General features: G+C 62.8%; 21 protein-coding genes. 4 read left to right on the forward strand and 17 right to left on the reverse strand.

Annotated elements, in window-relative coordinates:
* The first annotated feature begins 529 nt into the window (after positions 1-529).
* Positions 530-814, forward strand: coding sequence for a type II toxin-antitoxin system TacA family antitoxin (locus tag NKH01_RS31190; protein WP_352453587.1), 285 nt, complete (start codon positions 530-532; stop codon positions 812-814).
* Positions 815-1,324: a GNAT family N-acetyltransferase gene (locus tag NKH01_RS31195; RefSeq protein ID WP_352453588.1), complete on the forward strand. Its 510-nt coding sequence runs from the start codon at positions 815-817 to the stop codon at positions 1,322-1,324. It abuts the gene before it with no gap.
* A gap of 84 nt (positions 1,325-1,408) precedes the next feature.
* Here the strand turns inward: NKH01_RS31195 and rlxS are convergent, their stop codons facing one another.
* The 9 genes from rlxS to NKH01_RS31240 form a co-directional block, all read right to left on the reverse strand.
* Entirely contained in the window at positions 1,409-3,379 is a 1,971-nt protein-coding gene (rlxS, locus tag NKH01_RS31200; RefSeq protein WP_353017601.1) for a relaxase/mobilization nuclease RlxS, read from the reverse strand.
* Between the two features lie 184 nt (positions 3,380-3,563).
* Positions 3,564-4,250, reverse strand: coding sequence for a lytic transglycosylase domain-containing protein (locus NKH01_RS31205; RefSeq protein ID WP_353017599.1), 687 nt, complete (start codon positions 4,248-4,250; stop codon positions 3,564-3,566).
* Positions 4,238-4,786: a signal peptidase I gene (lepB, locus tag NKH01_RS31210; protein ID WP_352618488.1), complete on the reverse strand. Its 549-nt coding sequence runs from the start codon at positions 4,784-4,786 to the stop codon at positions 4,238-4,240. The genes NKH01_RS31205 and lepB overlap by 13 nt, the downstream gene beginning before the upstream one ends.
* Positions 4,783-5,052 carry a helix-turn-helix transcriptional regulator gene (locus NKH01_RS31215; protein WP_352618491.1) on the reverse strand — a complete coding sequence of 90 codons (270 nt, stop codon included), beginning with the start codon at positions 5,050-5,052 and terminating at the stop codon, positions 4,783-4,785. The genes lepB and NKH01_RS31215 overlap by 4 nt, the downstream gene beginning before the upstream one ends.
* 150 nt (positions 5,053-5,202) lie before the next feature.
* The gene (locus tag NKH01_RS31220) at positions 5,203-5,526 is read right to left on the reverse strand and encodes a DUF736 domain-containing protein (RefSeq protein ID WP_023672372.1); all 324 of its coding nucleotides are present in this window, start codon (positions 5,524-5,526) and stop codon (positions 5,203-5,205) included.
* Positions 5,527-6,068: 542 nt separating this feature from the next.
* The gene (locus NKH01_RS31225) at positions 6,069-7,790 is read right to left on the reverse strand and encodes a ParB/RepB/Spo0J family partition protein (protein ID WP_353024142.1); all 1,722 of its coding nucleotides are present in this window, start codon (positions 7,788-7,790) and stop codon (positions 6,069-6,071) included.
* 77 nt (positions 7,791-7,867) lie between these two features.
* Positions 7,868-8,287: a DUF2958 domain-containing protein gene (locus tag NKH01_RS31230; protein ID WP_353024144.1), complete on the reverse strand. Its 420-nt coding sequence runs from the start codon at positions 8,285-8,287 to the stop codon at positions 7,868-7,870.
* A gap of 14 nt (positions 8,288-8,301) precedes the next feature.
* Positions 8,302-8,505, reverse strand: a complete 204-nt coding sequence (locus NKH01_RS31235; protein WP_352502724.1) for a hypothetical protein — start codon at positions 8,503-8,505, stop codon at positions 8,302-8,304.
* On the reverse strand, positions 8,502-9,464 hold the full coding sequence (locus tag NKH01_RS31240; protein WP_353024147.1) for an ArdC family protein: 963 nt from the start codon (positions 9,462-9,464) through the stop codon (positions 8,502-8,504). The genes NKH01_RS31235 and NKH01_RS31240 overlap by 4 nt, the downstream gene beginning before the upstream one ends.
* A gap of 343 nt (positions 9,465-9,807) precedes the next feature.
* Here NKH01_RS31240 and NKH01_RS31245 point away from each other — a divergent pair, with 343 nt between their 5' ends.
* Positions 9,808-9,972 (forward strand): hypothetical protein, encoded by a 165-nt coding sequence (locus tag NKH01_RS31245; RefSeq protein WP_352690190.1) that lies wholly within the window; start codon positions 9,808-9,810, stop codon positions 9,970-9,972.
* A 209-nt stretch (positions 9,973-10,181) separates the two neighbouring features.
* Here NKH01_RS31245 and NKH01_RS31250 read toward each other — a convergent pair whose 3' ends face one another.
* Both NKH01_RS31250 and NKH01_RS31255 read right to left on the reverse strand, forming a co-directional pair.
* The gene (locus NKH01_RS31250) at positions 10,182-10,409 is read right to left on the reverse strand and encodes a hypothetical protein (RefSeq protein WP_352453620.1); all 228 of its coding nucleotides are present in this window, start codon (positions 10,407-10,409) and stop codon (positions 10,182-10,184) included.
* 154 nt (positions 10,410-10,563) lie between these two features.
* Positions 10,564-10,797 carry a helix-turn-helix domain-containing protein gene (locus NKH01_RS31255; protein ID WP_023679646.1) on the reverse strand — a complete coding sequence of 78 codons (234 nt, stop codon included), beginning with the start codon at positions 10,795-10,797 and terminating at the stop codon, positions 10,564-10,566.
* A 128-nt stretch (positions 10,798-10,925) separates the two neighbouring features.
* On the opposite strand from NKH01_RS31255, the gene NKH01_RS31260 reads away from it, so the two are divergent.
* The gene (locus NKH01_RS31260) at positions 10,926-11,195 is read left to right on the forward strand and encodes a DNA -binding domain-containing protein (protein WP_352690192.1); all 270 of its coding nucleotides are present in this window, start codon (positions 10,926-10,928) and stop codon (positions 11,193-11,195) included.
* A gap of 95 nt (positions 11,196-11,290) precedes the next feature.
* On the opposite strand, the gene NKH01_RS31265 is transcribed toward NKH01_RS31260, so the two are convergent.
* The 6 genes from NKH01_RS31265 to ccoG form a co-directional block, all read right to left on the reverse strand.
* Entirely contained in the window at positions 11,291-13,198 is a 1,908-nt protein-coding gene (locus tag NKH01_RS31265; RefSeq protein WP_353024149.1) for a putative bifunctional diguanylate cyclase/phosphodiesterase, read from the reverse strand.
* 299 nt (positions 13,199-13,497) lie between these two features.
* Positions 13,498-14,679 (reverse strand): 5-demethoxyubiquinol-8 5-hydroxylase UbiM, encoded by a 1,182-nt coding sequence (gene ubiM / locus NKH01_RS31270; RefSeq protein ID WP_352690237.1) that lies wholly within the window; start codon positions 14,677-14,679, stop codon positions 13,498-13,500.
* A 423-nt stretch (positions 14,680-15,102) separates the two neighbouring features.
* Complete coding sequence (ccoS, locus tag NKH01_RS31275) at positions 15,103-15,255, reverse strand: cbb3-type cytochrome oxidase assembly protein CcoS (RefSeq protein ID WP_023679633.1); 153 nt, start codon at positions 15,253-15,255, stop codon at positions 15,103-15,105.
* On the reverse strand, positions 15,252-17,540 hold the full coding sequence (locus NKH01_RS31280) for a cation-translocating P-type ATPase (protein WP_353024152.1): 2,289 nt from the start codon (positions 17,538-17,540) through the stop codon (positions 15,252-15,254). The genes ccoS and NKH01_RS31280 overlap by 4 nt, the downstream gene beginning before the upstream one ends.
* A complete protein-coding gene (locus NKH01_RS31285) occupies positions 17,537-18,034 on the reverse strand; it encodes a FixH family protein (RefSeq protein WP_352457384.1) in 498 nt (165 codons plus the stop codon). The genes NKH01_RS31280 and NKH01_RS31285 overlap by 4 nt, the downstream gene beginning before the upstream one ends.
* Positions 18,031-19,590, reverse strand: coding sequence for a cytochrome c oxidase accessory protein CcoG (gene ccoG, locus NKH01_RS31290; RefSeq protein WP_352690198.1), 1,560 nt, complete (start codon positions 19,588-19,590; stop codon positions 18,031-18,033). Before ccoG ends, NKH01_RS31285 begins: the two co-directional genes overlap by 4 nt.
* Positions 19,591-19,698: the final 108 nt, after the last annotated feature.

The following is a 19,698-nucleotide window of genomic DNA, read 5'->3' on the forward strand; positions in this document are numbered from 1 at the left end:
GTCACCACAACCGCGATTGCCCAGCCCTTGTCGCTGATTCAATCGCTACAATCATCTAAAGGCCGAAATTCAGAATCGAATCGACTTGTTCGAAGGACCGCAGTGGCGATGTCACATTGGCCGACAGGTGGCATAGAGCGGCGCCTGAGAATGAAAGTGCCGCCGCCCAGCCTTCATAGCCGTTCCTCCTTTGTGGCGTGACGGCCCGAAAGTCGCCATCGCGTCAGATGTTCATCAGCTTCGGGATAGCCGGGGCTCGTCCGGCGACAGTCATGGCAGCGACTTCGCTTCTGGACCCGCTCATCCGGCCGCCAAAAACAAATGCGCTTTCTAAGCCGTAATTGATCCGCCGGAGCTGACCAAAGCCACCTTGCTCTGGGTTGCGGCAATGGCGACTGGGGCGAGAAGCCGAGAAGAACCGATGCGGCGAGAAATCCTGAGACCATCCGCCACGAGACGTCGCCAGGGAACGAAGTATTGCGTTCCGCGTTACACTAACGTATATACGTCCGCAGCACAGGAGCGCGCCATGGCCACCACACCCACCAGGAAGGAAGCACCCGTCTCGATGCGGTTTCGCGACGATGATCTCACCATCATCGACCGCGGCGCGGAGCTGCTCGGCCTGTCGCGCACGGAGTTCATGCGGCGCGCCGCGCTGCACGAGGCGCAGGCGGCCATCCTCAACGAAACCGTCATCCGCGTGTCCCCGGAAGCCTATGACGCCTTCATGCAGGCGATCTCAGCCCCGGCCGCTGCGCCCCCGGCGAAGGCGGCCGAGCGGCTGCGTCGGTCCCCGCCCTGGGACCGCTAGGTGGCGCTTTCAGGCATCGAACTCCTCGACCACGCACACCGCCTCGACAGCTTCGATTGCGGCAAGCCGGCGCTCAATGCTTGGCTGGCCGGCTTCGCGCGAACGAACCAGGCCCGCGGGTTTACCCGCGTCCTGGTCGTTCACGACGAGGGAACAGTCGTCGGGTATTACGGCCTCGCGCCGGGCGTGATCCAGCCAAATAGCGCACCGCGCGCCATCCGCACCGGACGCCCGCCCGATCCGATCCCCTGCCTGCTGATCGGACAACTCGCCGTCGACCACCGCTATGCCGGACAAGGCGTCGGTAGCGGCTTGGTCAAGGACGCGCTGTATCGCTGCGTCGCCGGCGCCGACATCGTCGGCGGCCGCGCGGTGGTGGTGCGGGCGATCGACGCCGAGGCAGAGCGCTACTGGCAGAGCTGGGGCTTCATTCCCGCGCGGGACAATCCGTCGGTGCTCATGCGCTCGATCCAGGACGTGAGCCTCTGGCTGGCCGACAAAGGCCACTAGCTCCGCGCGCGTAGCGCCTCCGGAAGCGGCAGGTCTGCGCGCCGGCCTGCCGCCGAGCGGGCAAAAGAAGTTGTGTAGGCCATGTCACGAAATGCTTGGTCCGCTTCTCTGCCGGCCGATGGTCCATGAAATCCCCTCTGCACGCACGACGCCGGAAACCTCCTTGCCGATATGATGCTCAAGCACCGGCCGCCATGGCACCAGCGTGAACTCGCGCGATTTCTCGATGACAGCGTATTTTCCGCCGGCGAGCTCGACGGAGCGGCGGAGCGTGCCTTCTATTCGATCTCCACTCTGGGCTTCAGAATAGGGCAGACCGAGTTCGTTCGACAACTGGCCGGCCACGCGGTTCAACTCGCGTTGGCGCAGCATCGAAAGCATGTTCGCGCGATAGATGACCCGATCCTGGGCTTCATGCGCGAGACCTTGCGCGATCAGCCACTGCTGTCGACGGGCCTGGACCTGACGTACTTCGCGACCGAACCCAGAGTCACGCAAGGGCTCAGGATGAGCTGATACGAGCTCCTGGTCGATCCAGGTGGCGCCGTCGAAGCTGACTTGGCTCTCCAGCAGCATTGATGAGAGCTTGTCGACGACAACAGGCTCGGCCCTCGCTCGCTGACGCTCGTAGCCCGCGACGCGGTCGAGATGGTCCGGCGCGATAGTCCATGTGCCGTCCGGCTCGCGCTCGACACCACCGGTCGCCCGGCGGATCGCCTCCAGTCGCCGCACGTGCGTTTCGGCAAAGCGTTCGGTGGCCGACGGGTCATGCTTGAGATGGATATCGATGCTGTAGCGCCCGTCATGGGCTGTGGCGATCTCGGCAATTGTGCGGTCGACTCGCCTTGGCCCGGTGTCGCTCGGCGTGACCCGCACTATGCAGCCCTCTGGCGTCGGTTGGGTGGCCTCGCCTTTGCCGATATCAACATAGTGGCTTTTGCCGTCCACGCCGTCGACGACGAGGTAATGGTGGTCAGTGATTTCGTCGGCCAGGCCGCGCGCAATGATGCGGCCGACGACAGGCTGCATCTGCTCTGCAGATCGATCATGGACAACATAGTCGGCGGCACTGCGGGCGAGCCCCTTGCCGGTCAGTTCGCGGTGCATGGTCTTGATGATGTCGCCCCGCTCGCCGATGCGGCGCAGTGTCGCTTCAAGCTCGCCATCAAGGCGCCAGCGGCCCGAGCCGACTTCCTCAGCCAGACCCATCCGCTCGAGCTTGCGCAGGCGGCCCTGGTGCAGCGTCTGGCGAAACGTGTCTCGGCTGGCCGGTGAGATATGCCCCTCATGGTCGCGCATGCGGAGCAGCTGCCGATCGATGCTGGTGAAGCGTTCCCGCTCCATTTCCTGGCGCAGGCGTTGCTCGATCTCGCGGTCCGTTCTCGGGCCAAGGTCGAGGCTGACCAGCTCGGCCGCCCGTTCACGGATTCCAGACGAGATGTAGTCCCGCGCGATGACGAGGTTTTCGTCGCGGTCGTCCTTGCCGCGGACGATAATATGGGTATGCGGATGACCAGTGTTGAAATGATCGACAGCCACCCAGTCGAGCTTGGTGCCGAGGTCTTCTTCCATCTGCGCCATGAGGCGCCGCGTGAGCGGCTTCAGGTCATCATACTCGATGCCGTCTTCAGGTGCGACGATGAAGCGGAACTGATGCCTGTCGCCATCGGCACGATCGATGAACGCCTTGCCATCGACGCGGTCGCTGTCGGCGCTATAGAGCTCGCCAGGCTCCCCTTCGCGGGTCACGCCGTCGCGCTGGAGGTAGCGAAGGTGTGCACGTGCCCCGTCAACACCCTTGCCGGCCAGCTTGACGATACGCGCCTTGACGACGGCGCGCCGCTGCCGAAACGCCGCGTGGCGGTCGCGCGCTCTGAGAACGGCGGCAGCAGCCCCGCCGCGCCCCGCCCGGCTTCCGATGAAGCGGCCACGGCGACCGCTGCCGCCGCCGGCTCGGTTGATCGCGGCGCGGATCTGGCCGGCGAAACGCTTGCCTGCCTTCGAGCCGCGCGATCCGATTTTGCCCAGGCTCGGCTTGAACTCTTCATCCTGCATTGAGCCTCCTAGTAATCTTGCGCAAAATCAACTGTTTGTCGGCAGAAGCTCTCCTGACGCTGAAGGCAGCCTCCATGAAAAACGATGTGCAGACAAAGACTTCGCCGCCTCCAGGAGGCGATGCCTTTATCTTGCCTTCCCGGACCTGCCTCCCTGCCCGGCCCGACCCACGGTACCCCTGCCCTCACCTGCGATCCGGCCGGTCTGACCTTGCTCGCTCCGATCCGAGCGGCACCACAATTTGGCCATTCGGATCGGTCGCGGAAACACCGTTTCGCAGGAAAAACAGCGACTGCCCGGACGGGATTTCCGGCGCTTTTCCGGAACGGGATTTGCCGGTGAACGCGTCCATGTCGGCGGCCGAAATCCCGGCAGCCTTGAGCTCTTCCAGATACGAAACCGTCTCGCTGGGCAGCGGTCGCCCACGCTGCAAATGCTGTTCGTAGCGGTCCGGCCCAGCGTTATAGGCGGCAAACAGGCCGGGAAAGCCGAAGCGGTCATACATGGCGCGCAGATAGGCAGTGCCTGCCAGAATGTTGTCGCGAGGGTCGTGCGGATCGGCTCCCAGGCCAAGCTCTGCGCGAATCTCCTCGTAGGTGTCGGGCATCACCTGCATGAGGCCAATGGCGCCGGCGTGTGAGGCGATCGGCCGTCCGTCCAGCATTGTCTGCCCCCGGCTTTCGGCATCCATGACGGCATAAATCCAGGGCTGTGGAATGCTGAATCGCCGGCTTGCTTCGGCCACCAAGGGCTGCCATCGTTGGAGCTGCGGACCACGGGAGATGGCGGCCGGCTCAGCGTCGGTCGCGGCGGAACAGGCGCATGGCGCTATCGCGACCATGCCCAGCATCAGGAGGGTTACTCGGTCCATAGCGGCACGAGCCTCCCGGCAATATTTTCGGCCGGCACCGGCCCGAAATAGCGGCTGTCGAAGGAGCGGTTTCTATCGTTGCCGAGCAGGAAAACCTCGGTGGCGGCGAGCTTGCGGCAGGCATTCCACCAAGGCAGCGGACGGTGCTGCGTGTCGGTTGCCAGCCGGCGCGCGACAATCTCGCCGCCGATGATGATGGCGTCGCCGAAGGCGCAGACATGCTCGCCAGGCAGCGCGGCAAGGCGCTTGACCAGCGGCACATTGCTGGGCAGATAGAAGCGTTCGGCGGCGAGATCGGCGACCGGTTTTGGCGGGCGGACGAGCACCAGATCGCCACGAGCCGGCGATCCGGACGCGACGCGATAGAGGCCGACCGGCGCACTCGCCGAGGCGTTCCAGACCAGCCAGGGCGATGGGTTGTCGAAAGCGGCGAAGCCGATCAGGCCGAGGCCTATTGTGGCCACGGCGATCGTCTTGCGCGCCCGAATGCGTCGCAGATGGCTGCCGATCAAACGGATAGTGGGACGCCGGCTCATGAGCGGCCTCCCTCACCGGCCGAGCGGGAATCGTGCCCGCCATCCTCGGATCGGGTCTCCTGCGCGCGTCCCTTCGACCAGTCGTCGAGCTCGTCGATGTGATAGCGGACATAGCGGCCGTGCTTGCGGAATTGCGGGCCACTGCCTTTGAGCCGCATCTTCTCCAGCGTGCGCTGGGACAGCCCGATATAGAAGGCGGCCTGCGCGGTGTTGAGAAACGGACTGCCCTTCTTGGCGCGGGCCGCGCGTTCGTTTTCGTCGTCCATGATGATCCTCGTTTCGCTACGGACAAGCGAAGGCGAGGATCGGCGAGCGAGATCGTTTCGGGGACGGGCGAAGAGTGGGGGGCGAGTTTTCGCCGCCCCCTCCCGAAAGAGCCCCGCGCCGGTTGCGGCGCGGGGCTCGAGGCTGGCGGTTCAGTCGACCGGGTTCCAGATGATGGCGTATGTGTCGTCGTCATCCTGGCCGGCGGCGCGGCCGAGATTGGCGTAGAGCTTGCGCGGACCGAACTCCGGGGCGGCAATCGACAGGCTCACATAGTCCTTGCCGGAGGTCTCGCCGGTGCGGATCCAGCCGGCCCCTACTTCGACCCCTTGCGTCAGCACCCGGAAGTCGGGATGGGTGTCGGCGCTCTTTGCCTGATTGGGCACGATGTCGATGTCGGCGCGGACGCTGAGCGTCTTGAGCTGGCCCTTGTAGCCGCCGTTTTCCTGTTTGGTGACGTATCCGATCGCGGTCATTTTCAGTCTCCTTTGGTGCTCGCAGGGGACCATTCCCCTGCGATGGCGGACCGTGATGGGCGCGTCCGGACCGCCGGAACCGGGACGGCCGCAGCGATAGCGGAGGACCCGAGCGGACAGCTTTTTTGAAGCGAAGCGGCGCGAGGAAGCCGCCGCAGGCGGCGGGGAAAAAAGCTGCTGGCGAGGGTTTCGGGCGGGCCGGATCCGCCCATAGGTCGTCAAGCCAGCCGCAGTGGAATGGTCCTGAGACACCATGGAGACAGGTGGCGCGATCGGTGGCACAAGAGCGGGCGGCAATGCAGGGGGCTGGCTGCGCGGGCTCTGTCGGCAACCGGATCGGACAATTGGCCCCATGCGCGGAGCGCCTCGGCAAGCAACCCGGCGTGGTGCAGGGCTGCCGAAATGGGGCGAGTTGGCGTCGGGATTTCTCGCGCGCGGCACCGGCTCGACAAGACGACCGATCGGCAGCCGGCGCGGTCCGGAGCGGCGCGCGCGACCTGAGCGGCGGCACTCGAAAGAACCGCCGCTTGAGGCTAATCGGTTCATTCGCGCACGAACAGCGGCTGCACATGTGTCCACTGATCGGCGGTGCGGAAGCCGCCGCGGCTGGTGTAGCTTTCGGCCGGGAATTTCATCCAGCGCGGCAGCCAGGTCTCAATCTTCTGGCGGCCGTTCTCGCCCGCCAGGAAGTCACGGATGATCTTCGTTTGCGTCTTGACCTTCTCGGCGACATTGCCGTCCGCGACCAGCTTGCCGCCGATCTCGGCCAGCATCGAATTGGCGATTTCCTTGTCGCGCAAGAGGTCGAAGAAGGCATCGTCCGGTTGCCACCATGTGCCCATATCGACGTTCAGATGGTTGCCGAGCGCCTCGATGACGGTGCTGCCGGCTGCAAGCGTCTCGGCCATGACAAGGGTGAGAACGCGCATGACATCGTCGTCGCACAGCGCCAAGAGGCGCGCGAACACGCCGGCGATAGCAAAGGCGTCGCCATTGCCGCCGGCGACCACGCCATCCTCATCCGGTGATCCGAGCAGGGCCAACACTTCGCGCCGCTTTTTGCCGAATGCAGCTTCAGCCTTGCAGCCGGCAAGGCTGGCAGTCACCGTCTCGTTGACTGCGCGCTGTGGCTCACGGCGCACCTGCCACAGGCCGGAACCGGTGATGGCGTGCGCCACCACGAGGCGCAGCGCCACGGCGGGATGGTCGAGCATGGCCGCGCGCACGCCAGCATGGCGATGCAGATCGACATAGTTCTGCATCGGGCCGGTGAGTTCGGGGCGCGGCGGCTTGGCGGCTGTTTCTTCTTGCTCACCGCCCTCGCGGGCGCGGCGCGCTTCCTTGCGTGACAGCCAGCCCTCGTGACACTCGACCTCGCCGCGATGCGAGACAGTGATGACGACCTTGCCGCCCTTCTTCTTCGGGGTCTTCTCGTGGTCCCATGCGTGGAAATATTGGCCCGGTTCCAGCAGCACCACCTCGCTCCAGCCGTCGTTGAGATATGTGTCGCGTCTGGTGGCAATCGCTTCGTTCTGCTTTTGCCAGAACAGGTCGGCATCGGCGAAATAGCTGTCCTCGCCGAACAGGTCCGAGGTGATCAGGCCGGGATACTCCTCGATGGCAAACAGCGCCACCTTGGTGGAAATTGACTGGCCGCCGAACAGCCATTGCTTCAATTGAAAGCCACGCGGCGCGTATTGATCGGGATCGGCACAGAGTGCCAGCCAGTCCTTCTGCTGCGCCTTGGACGCCATGGTGAGATGGCGCACCGTCTCGGCGTCGATCTCCTCGCGGCGATAGGCTTCGCGGATTTTGGGCAAGAGGTCGCCAAGCGCCAGAATGCGTTTGACCTTCAGGTCAGTGATGCCGAAGGTCGCAGCGATGTCTGGAACGGTGCGGCCTTGCCTGACGAGCCGCGAATACGTCTCCCATTGCGAGACTTCGTCAGGATCGAGGCGGGCGAGGTTTTCGATCAGCGAGGCTTCCAGCGCATCGGCGTCGTCGCCATCCTCCATGATGGCGCAGGGCAAGGGATCGCCTTCGCCGCGCTCGTCGGCAAGCGATTTCGCGGCGAAATAGCGCCGCCTGCCGGCGACGATCTCGAAGGTTTCCGGCTGGCCGTTGGGCCGCACAAGGAGTGGCACCAGCACGCCGCGCGCACGCACGGAGGGCAGGATGTCGGATATGTCGGGCGCGCGTTTTCCATGGCGCATGTTGAGCGCGGAAATATTGAGCTGATCCAAGGGGATGTGGGCAAGCTGCATGGTTACTCTCTTTCGCTTTGGTTGAGGTTGTCCCGCCGCAGAGGCCGAAGGCCGGCGCGGCGGGACGGTTTTTGCCCCTATCGGCGCTGCTGTTCCGCCGTGTCGGGCGGAAGCTCGGAATGGGGCTTTGAAAGGGCGTCTGCTGCCTGCCGCAGAAGTCGCTCGGCCTCGGTGATGTGGCCGCAAATGCGGGCGGCTTCGGCATAGACGGAGAGCGTAAAGCGCGCGTGGAAATGCAGGTCGCGCTCTATGCCGAGGCCAAGCGGACCTTTTACGGATGCAAGCTCGGCCAGACTGACGCTGCCGAGTTCGGGGAAGCCGAAGCCGAGATCGCAAAGGCCGAACAGCGTGTCGCCATCGGCGTCGAGTTGGCTCAGAAGCCACGTGGCGGCACCTGTGGGATTAAACAGTTTCACAACGGGAAAATGGTCGATGTCGGCGTCGGCGGCGCTATTGGCGAGCAGTCGTGCGCGCAGTGGATCGGTGATCAGGATCATGGAAAGACTCCTTGTCAGAACAGGTCGAGTTGATTTCTGCTGGCTTCATCGAAGAGGCCGATATCGAGCGGCTTTTGCGCCGCGCGCGGACACATCGGCGCGTCCATCAGGAGGGTGAGCCGATCGCGCGTGGTGATCGGCCGAACGCCGGGAATGAGCAGCTGCTCGCCTTGCGGCGTCGGCTCGGTCGCGGTCAGTTGAGGATCGCGCATCGTCATGCCGCAATCCCTTCCTGCGCCTCGCCTTCGGCATCGGCCTGAAGGCCAAGCAGGAAATCGGCGGCCTTGGAGGCAAGACTGGCGGCACGGAAGATGGCGCGGTTGTCCTCGCGCAGCACCTTTAGCCATGAGCCGATGTAATCGGCATGACGCACGGTCGGCTCGATACCGAGCTTGCTGCAGACGAAGGCGGCAGTGATTTCGGCGACCAATTCTTCACGCGCGTAAGCCTTGGAGCCGAACGAGCCGGAGAGGTCGCGAGCAAGCCGCGTCGGGTGGCCGGTCCAGTGGCCAAGCTCGTGAAAGCAGGTCCGGTAATAGTCGATCTGGTGATGGAACGCCGGCTGCGGCGGCACCTGAATGTGGTCGCTGCCCGGCATGTAGAAAGCGCGATCGCCGCCGACCCTGAAATCCGCACCGCTGGCGCGAATGAGCGTCTCGGCGTGCGGCACGATCTCGCACTGAGGCAGCGGCTCGGCGGCGGCATAGAGGTCTTCCGGAAGATTATCGCACTGCGCGACATTGAAGACGGTGAAGCGCGTTAAAAAAGGCACGGCCTGTGGTTCATCGCCCTCGTGGCGTGCGCGCTCCTTCTCGTCCTTGGGGACAAAGCGGTCGGCATGCACGATGGTCGTGCCGCGCTCGCCCTTCCTGACATTGCCGCCAAGCACGAGCGCCTGCCGGAAGGTGAGCCAGTTCTGGCTGGGATAGCTGCGCTCGATGACCGCGCCCCACAGGATGAGGATATTGATGCCGGAATAGATGCGCCCAGAGGATGCATTCCTCGGCAGGCCAAGGCCTGCCTTTGCGCTGCCCCATGGCTTGACCCATGGCACGGTGCCGCGCTCCAGTTCGGCAATGATGCGGTCGGTGATCTCCTGATAAAGGCTGGCGCCGGGGCGCCCGCCCTTGCCTGCGCCAGCCTCTCCGCTGGGGGTACGCTTGCTGTTTGCATGCATCGTCTCATCCTCCGCTCGCCAATCGCCGCGCCTTTCCCCGGAAGCGGGGTGGGCGGCGAGTCGCGACCGGAAAGGCCCGCCGTGGTAGGCGGACCGCATCCGAAGGACCGGAACGAAGAGGAGGACCCTGAGCGGCAGCGAAGGGTTGCGGGCTGCCGCGGCGGGCCTAGAAGGGAGTGCCGCCCACCCCGCGCCACCGGGAAAGGCCAACAGACAAACCGCGCCGCCCGCAAGGGCGGCGGCCGTCACAGCCCGAAGGGCTGCCCACGCCAAGGGGCGAAGCCGAATGGCCGAGACCGCCTGAGCTTGCCAAAGAAAAGCGGGCTCGGTTCACGAGCACCTGGTGCGCGTCGTCAGGCGCGCGGGCGCCCGCCAGGACGGCAGGCTGGACAGATTTTTCGCACGGATCATCGTCAAGCGCCGCAGTTACGTCGAGAAACTCGACGACATCGCCCCCGTGGCGCGGCTTCCTCCGAACAAAACCAGCGCTCGCCTTTCAACAGGTTGAGGCGCGTGTCCCAGTAATATTCCTGACCGGGATCATGATAGACGCGCTCGCCCGTTTTGTAGCTTGATATTGGCTTTGATGTTGCAGCCGAGGGTCGATTCGAAGGCAAGAAAGCCAGCCAGGAGTTGTCTTGATAGCGATGGTTGCCCACGCCCCTTCTCCCCGAAGAGAGAATGCGACGTTTGCAGCCTGGAGTCTATAAGTCTGGTCTAATTCACCGGTCCTGTTCCGAACCATTGAATGAACGGCGCATCCTTCCCGGTGATATCCTTCACCGTCTTCAACAGCGCTTCATGGGTGCGTTGGAGAGCCCGGTAATGGTTGCTGGTAGGTGATAGAAGCGGCTGGACGATGCTCTGGTGCAGCCGTTCCGCCTCCGCGAGAAAGCGCTCGATTTCAGCCTGTGAAAGCTGCTTGGAAAGTTTGGTCCTAGCCATTGCGATCTCCGTTGAGGAATCGCCCCACCTAGGATTATCATCCTATATCGGCATGGCTTGGTAAAGACCCACCCGCAGCGGAATGGCAGCTTGCCGAAGAAAAGCGCGCTCGGTTCACGGCACCGGCGCGAGCCGTTAGGCGCGCGGGCGCCCGCTAGGACCGCAGGCTGGACAGAATCTCGCACGGATCAGCGTCAAGCGCCGCAGTTAAGTCGAGAAACTCGATGACGTCGAGACGACGCTCTCCACCCTCGTACTTGGCCACGAAGGATTGGGGACGATCAAGCTTCTCGGCCACCTGCGCCTGAGTCAGGCCTTTGGCCTTGCGCAAGGAAACCAGCTGGGCCAGAAACCGCTGGTGGCGGGGCGATCGAAGAGACTTGGGCATGTAGGCGAACCGGTCGGGTAAAGACCGGATCAGCGACTAATCCCGGTTTCGGATTATCCCATTTTGGGATATGCTGCGTTGCATCCAGCGCTCAACAGCCGAGGCTCGCAACAGGCATGAATCGATCAATGGGAACAGATGAGACTCGAAGCTCAACTCTGTGTGACGAAGTCCCCTGGTCGGATAACCTCACGAGCTACGACAGGCAGCATTTCACGATCTACCTGCGGATCCTGGATGCCTGCGCCGACAATGCCAGCGAAGAGGAGATGGCCGATCTCATTCTCGGCATCGACCCGGCCCTTGAACCGGTCCGCGCCCGCAAGGCTCTTCGCAGCCATATCGACCGTGCGAACTGGATTGTGACGACTGGCTACAAGGAACTGTTCGCCGGCTGACGCACAGCACGGACTGTCATGCTCTTCAAACAAGGACGTTCAGATACCCGCCATTCATGAGCGCACGGCCGCGAGAGACGGCGCGGCGGGAGCGGTCACAACTGGTTCGCGTGCTGTTTGACTGCCATTTCTAGTGCTTGGCTCAGAGGCACAGCCTTGGAGAACAGGAAGCCTTGAGCGGTTCGGCAGCCAAGCTTGTGCAGGGTTTGCCGATCCGCCTCTGTTTCGACGCCCTCGGCCATGACCTCGATCCCGAGCATGTTACCGAGATCGATGACCGATTTGACAAGCAGTCGGTCCTCTCGGGACTTGGCCAAGCCGCGAATGAAGCCCTGGTCTATTTTCACCTTGCGTATCCGACTGTCCTTGAGCGATGCCAACGTAGAAAAGCCGGTGCCGAAGTCATCGAGCGCGATGGAAATGCCGGCATGTGAAAGCCGTCCGAGCTTTTCATCCACTCTGTCCGGGTCAACCGGGGATTCTTCGGTAATCTCGATCTCGAACATCGTTGCAGGGAGACCTCTTGCCGCCAGACCATCCAGAACCATGTCGTCGATATCGCCGGCTTCCAGTTCGCGCGGTGAAACATTCATCGCCACACGGAGATCACGACAGTCAGCTTTCACCAAGTCGTCGATAAAAGCACAACAGTCGGCGAATACGGTTTGCGTCAGCAGCTGAAGCATTCCGGTTTCGCGTGCAGCTGTGATGATTTCGGGTGGAGAGATGGCACCATGAGTCGGATGGGACCACCTCAGCAAGGCTTCAAAGCCGACCACAGCCTCGGTGTCGAGTTTCACGATCGGCTGGAACCAAGGTTGCAAGCTTCTCGTCTTTATCGCCGAATGAAGGTCCCGTTCGACGGACTGGCGGCGTTGCAGTTCCCTGTCGAGTTCGGCATCGAACAGGCAAAATTCGTTCCTGCCACGACGCTTGGCCGTATAAAGGGCGATATCCGCCCGCAACAACATTTCGGTCAGGCCCGGGCTTTCCGCCAGGTATATTCCTATTGATGCCCCGACCCGGACGGACGCGACCTCGATATAGGGGCGGGCAATTTTGGCTATGATATTGGAGGCGAGATCACTGGCAGAAAGCGAAACCCTCGTTGAGGGAAAAAACAGCACGAATTCATCGCCGCCGATACGAGCGAGCGTTGAGCCTTCCGGTGCTTCCTCCTCTATGCGGCGGGCGATCCTGACAAGCAGTTCATCACCGGTCCTGTGACCGTAGGTATCGTTGACGGATTTGAACCCGTCCAGATCAATCAGCATTGCCACGAAGGGGCTATCCGCGGTCTCGAACCGTCCGATAGCGTGTTCGAGGCCACGCCTGTTGAGAAGGGCCGTCAGGTGGTCCTGCCTGGAACTGGCCTTCATCTCCGCCGCAAGCCGCTCGGCCTCATGCCTCAGGCGGCTCGCTTCGCGGAACCGTGCTTGCCCAACAAACGAAGCTCGAACCAAGCCGCCCATGAAGAGCAGAACGGTAAAAGCCAGAATGTAGTCTTCAAAATTGCCTTTCGCCAAAAGGCAACCCACCGTGATGAGGAGCGGAGGTGTGATGAAGTTGGTCGCCGCCGCGGCATACGAACTGCCGTATGTAACCGCACCAGCGGAAATGCCCGCCAGAATGACCAGATGCAGCGGTGCTTGAGGTGTCGTGTATCCAACAGTCAGGACGGCCAGGAAGGACCAGGCAAACCCTGCCAGAAGGGCAAGGATGCCAAACCAGCGAAGCCGCGGCAAAACCCCCACTAAACCGTCATGGCGCCCCGTTTCCTTTAGCTGATAACGCGCGAGTGCAAGGCGGGCGGCATTTATCGCATTGACGGCCAGGAACCAGATTGCAGCGGCAAAGCCGCTGCCAGAAAGGGCGTGCACCGTCAAAATCAGGCCTGACAGGATAGCGCTTATCGGCATCGACACGAAGAGGCCGGTCCTCAGGTCAGCAAGCTGATCCTGACGGATTTTGGCCTCCAGCGTGTCTACTTTCTTCGGGGCCATGGACGGACCGGCTTGCTCCCATCGTTGTTCGCGAGGACAAGCTTACGCAGGCCCACTGAAGGACGGGTTAACTATCCAGCGGGGCTAACCAGTGCGCTCACCATGTCTTCGGGGCGCACGTCTGCTCTTGGCCTTGCCGTCTGACCATCGAGCTCTTGCCCGCACGCGTGCCTTGATCCGAATCATCCCAGAATCGGCAACGTCACCATGGAAGCAGCCCTGCCAACGGCATCAACGCGCCCGGCGAGACAAAAAGCCGGGCCGAGATAGCGTTCCAGAGCGGCAGCGCTGCCTGCGATTCACCGCCTGAGCATGGCCGAAATGCCATGGCGGATAAAGGGAAGATATTGGGCAAAGCGAAGCCCTGCATGTCTTGCAAGCCGTGCCGCCGGGTGCTCGCCTGAGTAGAGAGCGACAAGTGCATTCGTAGCATGATAGAGCGGTGCCGCCGACAGACGCAGCCGGCTTTCGTATCTGCCGAGTATGTCGGGATCAGCAATGTCGCGGCGCTCGCGACATGCCGCCAGGATTCTATCGGCGAGTTGCTTCTGGCCACTGAGGCCGATGTTGAAGCCATGCGCGGTCACCGGGTGCATGCCGAGGGCAGCATCGCCGATCAGTGCCGCACTCGGAGCCCAGAACTTGTGCGCCCAGGTCGTGACCAGCGGATAGGCATGGCGGGTGCTTGCCAAGGTCATCTCTCCGAGGCGTCCTCGACACCGGCTCGTCAATTCCATGAGGAACAAATCGTCGTCGAGAGCAAGCAGTCTGTCGGCCTCGCTTGAGCGCAAAGTGAGAAGCAGCGACGACACGCCTTCCATGAGCGGCAACATCGCTATCGTCTGATGGTGATCGAACCATTCGACCGCGATCTGGTGATGGGCGCGCTCGTGCCTCACCCGGCAAATCAGCATGGAGTTGCCAAGCCGATTGATGTCGGCGCCAATGCCGAGCAGGTCGCGCGTCGCGGACAAACGCGAATCCGCTGCAACGAGCAGCCGAGCGGCCAATTGCCTGCCATCAGAGAGCGTTATGACTGCTTCTTTGTGGCTGGTTGTTGCATTGACGACCGAGCGGCCGCACAGCAGCTGGGCATGATCCTGGAAGTGGACAAGCTTGAACAGGGCGTCGCGGATCCGACAATTTGGGACCAGAATTCCGAGTGGTTCCCCAGATCCGCTGGGAGAGTCGAAGCTCAGGGCGAAAGGGCTCGATCCGTTGAGCACGCGCGCGCCTTGTAGCGGTGATTTGTCCGAAGCGGGGATGGCATCCCAGGCGCCGAGCTCGCGAAGGATTCCAACCGATGCGTGGGTCAGCGCGATCTCGCGACCGTCGAAAGCCGGATTCGCCAGGCTTTCGAGCGACTGCCGTTCAACCACTGCCACCTTGAGTCGGCTCTGGGCAAGCGACGCGGCGAAGGAAAGTCCGACCGGCCCGGCTCCGACCACAATAACGTCGAATCTATCGACAGAGCCGGCCATCAGCGTGCCGCCATTGCGTCGGCTATCTGCGACGAAGGGCACTGGAACGCATCGCAATCGATCCACGGTTTGCGGCTCATTTCCCCAAGCGTCTCCACGCGACCTAACCGTCCGTTAGACATCCGTTCTCGTTCAAAAATGCTCAATGAAACCATGCCTATGAAGAGATAACCCTGATGTGGATCAACCAGGCTCGATAAACGCGGCAACGGCGGGTTCACGGTCGACTGGTCGACCGCCACGCCATGGTCTGGTCAGGTCATCATGGAATGGCCGGCTTCCCCGTTCGGTGCGGCCCTTTCCTGGCCGAAAGTTCGGCAACGTATTCTGGCTGATCCGTTCGCACCCGTCGCGCGCCGAAATCGGCATGACGCGAAGCAACCGCGGAAAATATTCGAGCGAGTCGTCGCAGGGCAGGCTGGGTCAACTGCGCGGCTCGTCGCGGTCGATCAGGATCCGCTCGGCGGCGCCATCGAGATCTTCATATTGGCCGCTCCTCAAGGCCCACAGGAACCCGGCCAGCCCAAGCGCTCCGAGGAACAGGGCCACAGGTATGAGGTAGGCGAGCGTCGTCATGAGGAGTGTGCCAGTGCGCCAATGTCGGAGCGCCTGTCATGTCGGGCATCTTGCACCGATGCATGTGACACGAAACCTTGCAGGCGTAGCGCATTGCCGATGACCAGGAGGGAGGAGGCGGACATCGCGACCGCCGCGATCAGTGGTGTAACGTGCCCCAGAATGGCGACCGGCACGGCGATGCCATTGTAAACGATCGCGATGGCGATGTTCTGCCGGATCAGCAGTCCGGCCTTCCGCGAAATGTCTAAAGCAAGTGGGACCGCCAGAAGACTTTTACGCAGGAACACGAAATCCGCGGCGTTGCGACCGATATCCGCCGCCGTGGCCGGAGCGATCGAAACGTGTGCGGCGCCCAATGCAGGCGTGTCGTTGAGCCCATCGCCGACCATCAGCACCTTGTGGCCAGTTCGCGTCAATGCTTCGATGTGTTCGACCTTCCCGGAGGGAAGCAACGTGGGAACGAAGCGCTCGACGCCCAGCGCTTCCGCGACTTCGCCGCAGGCAGCTTCTGTGTCGCCCGACAGCATCTCCACCGACACGCCGGCGCCGTTCAGTTGCTCGATGGCCGCCTTGGTATCGGCACGCAGCTCATCCTCGAAATCGAAAGTCGCGACAATGACCCCGTCCTTCGTCAGAACGGTTCCGCCATAGCCTTGTTTGCCTTCGCCGACGGTGCGGGCTTTCCACTCACCCCATCCGCGGCGACCCAGCCGCCAGGTACTGCCCTCGGCGATGGCTTCGATGCCGAAGCCCGGATGCTCGCTGACGGACGCGAGTTTCGGCTGGCCGGCAAAGGCTGCATTGCCAGCGATTGCCTTCGAAAAGGGATGGCGGGAATGCGCTGCCATCTCGGCCGCCATGGCGAGCATCGTCGGATCGATGGACGGCGCATTGATCAGCCTGGGCAGTCCGAGCGTAAGCGTGCCGGTTTTGTCGAACAATGCCGTGTCGATCCCCGCCAGGCGCTCCATGGCGGAGCCGTCCCTGACCATGACGCCGCTTTCAAACAGCCGCCGCGCAGCGACCACCTGCACGATCGGCACGGCGAGACCGAGCGCACACGGGCATGTAATGATCAAAACGGCGATCGCGATTGTTATTGCCCGGTGCCAGTCGCCGGTCGCCGCCATCCAGCCGAGGAACGTCACAAAGGCGGTGAGGTGGACCACGGGGGCATAGAGCGCGGAGACGCGATCGGCGATCCTGCGATGGCGGGCGCGGCCGCCCTCTGCCGCTTCCATCAGCCGAACGATTTCGGCCAGGAATGAATCCTTCGCGGCGGCCGTCGCCTCGATGGTCAGCGGACCGGTGATATTGAGTGTACCGGCCTGGACCTGCGCCCCCGGGCCCACCGTTCTGGGCGTGCTTTCCCCGGAAACCAGGGAACAGTCCAGATCCGATGCCCCGCCAATGATCCTGCCGTCGATGGGCACCCTCTCGCCAGCCGCAATCAAGAGCGCCATTCCTGGTTCGATCTCGCCAACCGGCAAGTAGTCGCGCGAACCATCCTCGCGCAGCACCATGGCGCCGCGCGCCGCCAGCCGAGCCAGTCCGTTTACGGCCGTGCGTGCCCGTTCCCGCATCACGTGATCCAGCGTGCGGCCGATCAGCAGAAAGAACAGCAGCGACACCGACGCGTCGAAATAAGCACGGTCGCCATGGTTGATCGTCTCGTAGAGGCTCATGGCGTAAGCGAGCGATACCCCGACCGCGATCGGCACGTCCATGTTCATGCGGCTGTGGCGCAGCGCATTCCAGGCCGAGCGAAAATAGATGCCGCCGGCGAAAGCGAGCGCAGGAATGGCAATCAAGGCCGAGACCCAATGGAACAGGTCGCGGGTCGCGCCTTGCGCGCCGGACCAGACGGAGACTGATAGCAGCATGATGTTGCCCGCCGCAAAGCCGGCGACCGCGACGGCGCGGATCAGTTCCGAGAGCGTCCTGTCCTGCCCGTCAGCCTCGGGATCGAACAGGTGCGCGCCATAGCCCAGCCGTCCAAGTGTGGCGACGAATGGCGGAACCTCGTCGCCGCGCCACCGGACCGAAACACGTTTCGTTGAAAGATTGACACGAGCGCCTTCGACGCGATCCAGCTTGCCGATCGCCGTCTCGATCGTCTGGATGCAGGCGGCACAATGCACAGCCGGCACCGAGAGGTCGGTCTGGCGAAGATTTTCGCCAATCGAGCGACTCGCCAGTCTGATTTCCTGGCCAGAAGGCAGGACCAGTGTGACCTTTTCCAGGTCCAATGCCGTTTCGGCGCCTGGCGCGCAGCAGCTCATTGCAGCGCTCCATCGGAGATCATGATCCTGCGCACGTCGCGGAAAGGTCTTGCCAGACCGGCATCGGCGTCGATTTCGACGATCCACACACCGTCCCTTGGGATGTGCTGCAGTACAAACTCCTGGCCCGAGGCGGCGGCGAGCGTGATGGACTCATCTTCTTTCTCGTAAGCGGGATGGCGAAACAGCACTTTGACGCCATGCAAGGGAACCGCCTTGCCGGCGGCGTCGGTGACGCCATAGCGGACCTCACCGCCTGCGATGGTCAGTTTGCCAGTCCAGCCGAGGGCTGCCTGAGCTCGCCCTTGCTCGGCCTTTTTGTTGAATTGCTGGCTCGCCACATAGGTGTTTTCGACGACAAGGCCGGTCCAGCTCGTGTTGGCGAGCGTCGCCATGGTCAGATTGACCGCTATGACCACGCCGAAGAAGCCAAGGATGGTGAACAGCATATGCCTGCCGGTGAATTCGCGGGATTGTCGCGAGGTGTCGCTCATCTGGCGATCTCCGGTGCGTTGAAAGTGGCCGTGTATTCGTCCGACTCGAACGTTGCCTTGTTTTCGACCCGGAACTTGAAGCTTTGCGCTGCACCCCGAACCTGATCTGCCGGCTGACGCACGAAAACCTTGAGCATCTTCAGCCGGTCGGGTTCGACCGGGATGGCGAAGGAGCGATCCGCCGGCAGGTCGATGCCGACAACGCTCATTTCGGCTCCATGCAGGCCCTGCATCGTGACAATGATCGTTCTTGGTTCGGGGATCATGTTGAGCAGCTTGACGATGTAGCCGTTGCGGATCGAACCGTCGGACAGCGTCACGAACTGCGGGTTGCGATCGTGCAGGACATTCAATTCGAGCCGTTCGCGGGTCAGCAGCGAATAGAGCAGCGCGAGACCGACCGCCGACCAGGCGCCCATGTAGACGAAGGTGCGCGGTCGAAAGATCTTGCGGATATGGAAACGGGCCACCTTGTCGGAGAACAGGCCGTCAGCGCTCCTGACCAGTGACGGGTTGACTGAACCGGAGCCGCCCGGGGTCGCCAGCATCATGTTGGCGTTGTAGTCGGCCAGCGTCGCATAGGAAATCAGTCCGCGCTCCCTGCCGAGCTTGTCCATGATACCGTCACAGGTATCGATGCAGAGCGCGCAGGTGATGCATTCAAGCTGCTGGCCATCACGAATGTCTATCCCCATCGGGCACACCGCGACACAGGCATTGCAGTCGACGCAGTCGCCGACGGGCTGCCCGGCGGCAAGGACCCTCTTGGCGTGACGCGAGCGCGGTTCGCCGCGCCAGTCATTATAGGTGACGGTGAGGGAATTCTCGTCGAGCATGGCCGCCTGGATGCGCGGCCATGGGCACATGTAGGTGCAGACCTGCTCGCGCATCAGCCCGCCGAACGTATAGGTCGTCGCCGTCAGCACGGGCACGGTGATGTAGGCAACGGGGGCGGCGGTGCCGGTGAAGAGTTCCCCAAGCAGCGTCGGCGCATCGGCGAAATAGAAGATCCAGGCGCCGCCGGTCAGAACCCCTATGACCAGCCAAATGGCGTGTTTCGATGTTCGCACCACGAGTTTGCGCGCAGTCCAGGGACCGGCATCGAGCTTGATGCGCGCGTTGCGGTCGCCCTCGATGGCTCGCTCGACGACCAGAAACAGATCGACCCACACGGTCTGGGGGCACGTATAGCCGCACCAGGCCCGGCCGACGGTGGATGTGATCAGGAAAAGGCCGATACCGGCCATGACCAGCAGGCCGGCGACGTAGTAGAATTCCTGCGGCCATATCTCGATGAAGAAGAAGTAGAAGCGGCGGTTGGCAAGATCGACCAGCACGGCCTGGTCCGGGGCAAATGGCCCGCGATCCCACCGCAGCCAGGGCGTCAGGTAGTAGATCCCCAGCGTGATTGCCATCACCGACCACTTGAAGCGGCGGAAACTGCCAGAGGCCCGGTTCGGGAAGATCTTCTTGCGTGCGGCATAGAGCGGCTGACGGGTCTTGGCGGAGTTGACCGCATCGGCTTCGAGCCGTTCTATTTGCGTGTTATCGAGCACGAGAAGCTCCAGTCACCAGCGACGATTTTGCCGGAAGCCCAACCCATCGGTTTCTGGATGATGCCGAGGCCCGGCTCGCGCCGGGCCTCGTCGCTTGGCGGTGGGGGG

The sequence above is a fragment of the Mesorhizobium sp. M1403 genome, assembly GCF_040317695.1.
In the GTDB taxonomy this organism is placed as follows: Bacteria; Pseudomonadota; Alphaproteobacteria; order Rhizobiales; family Rhizobiaceae; genus Mesorhizobium.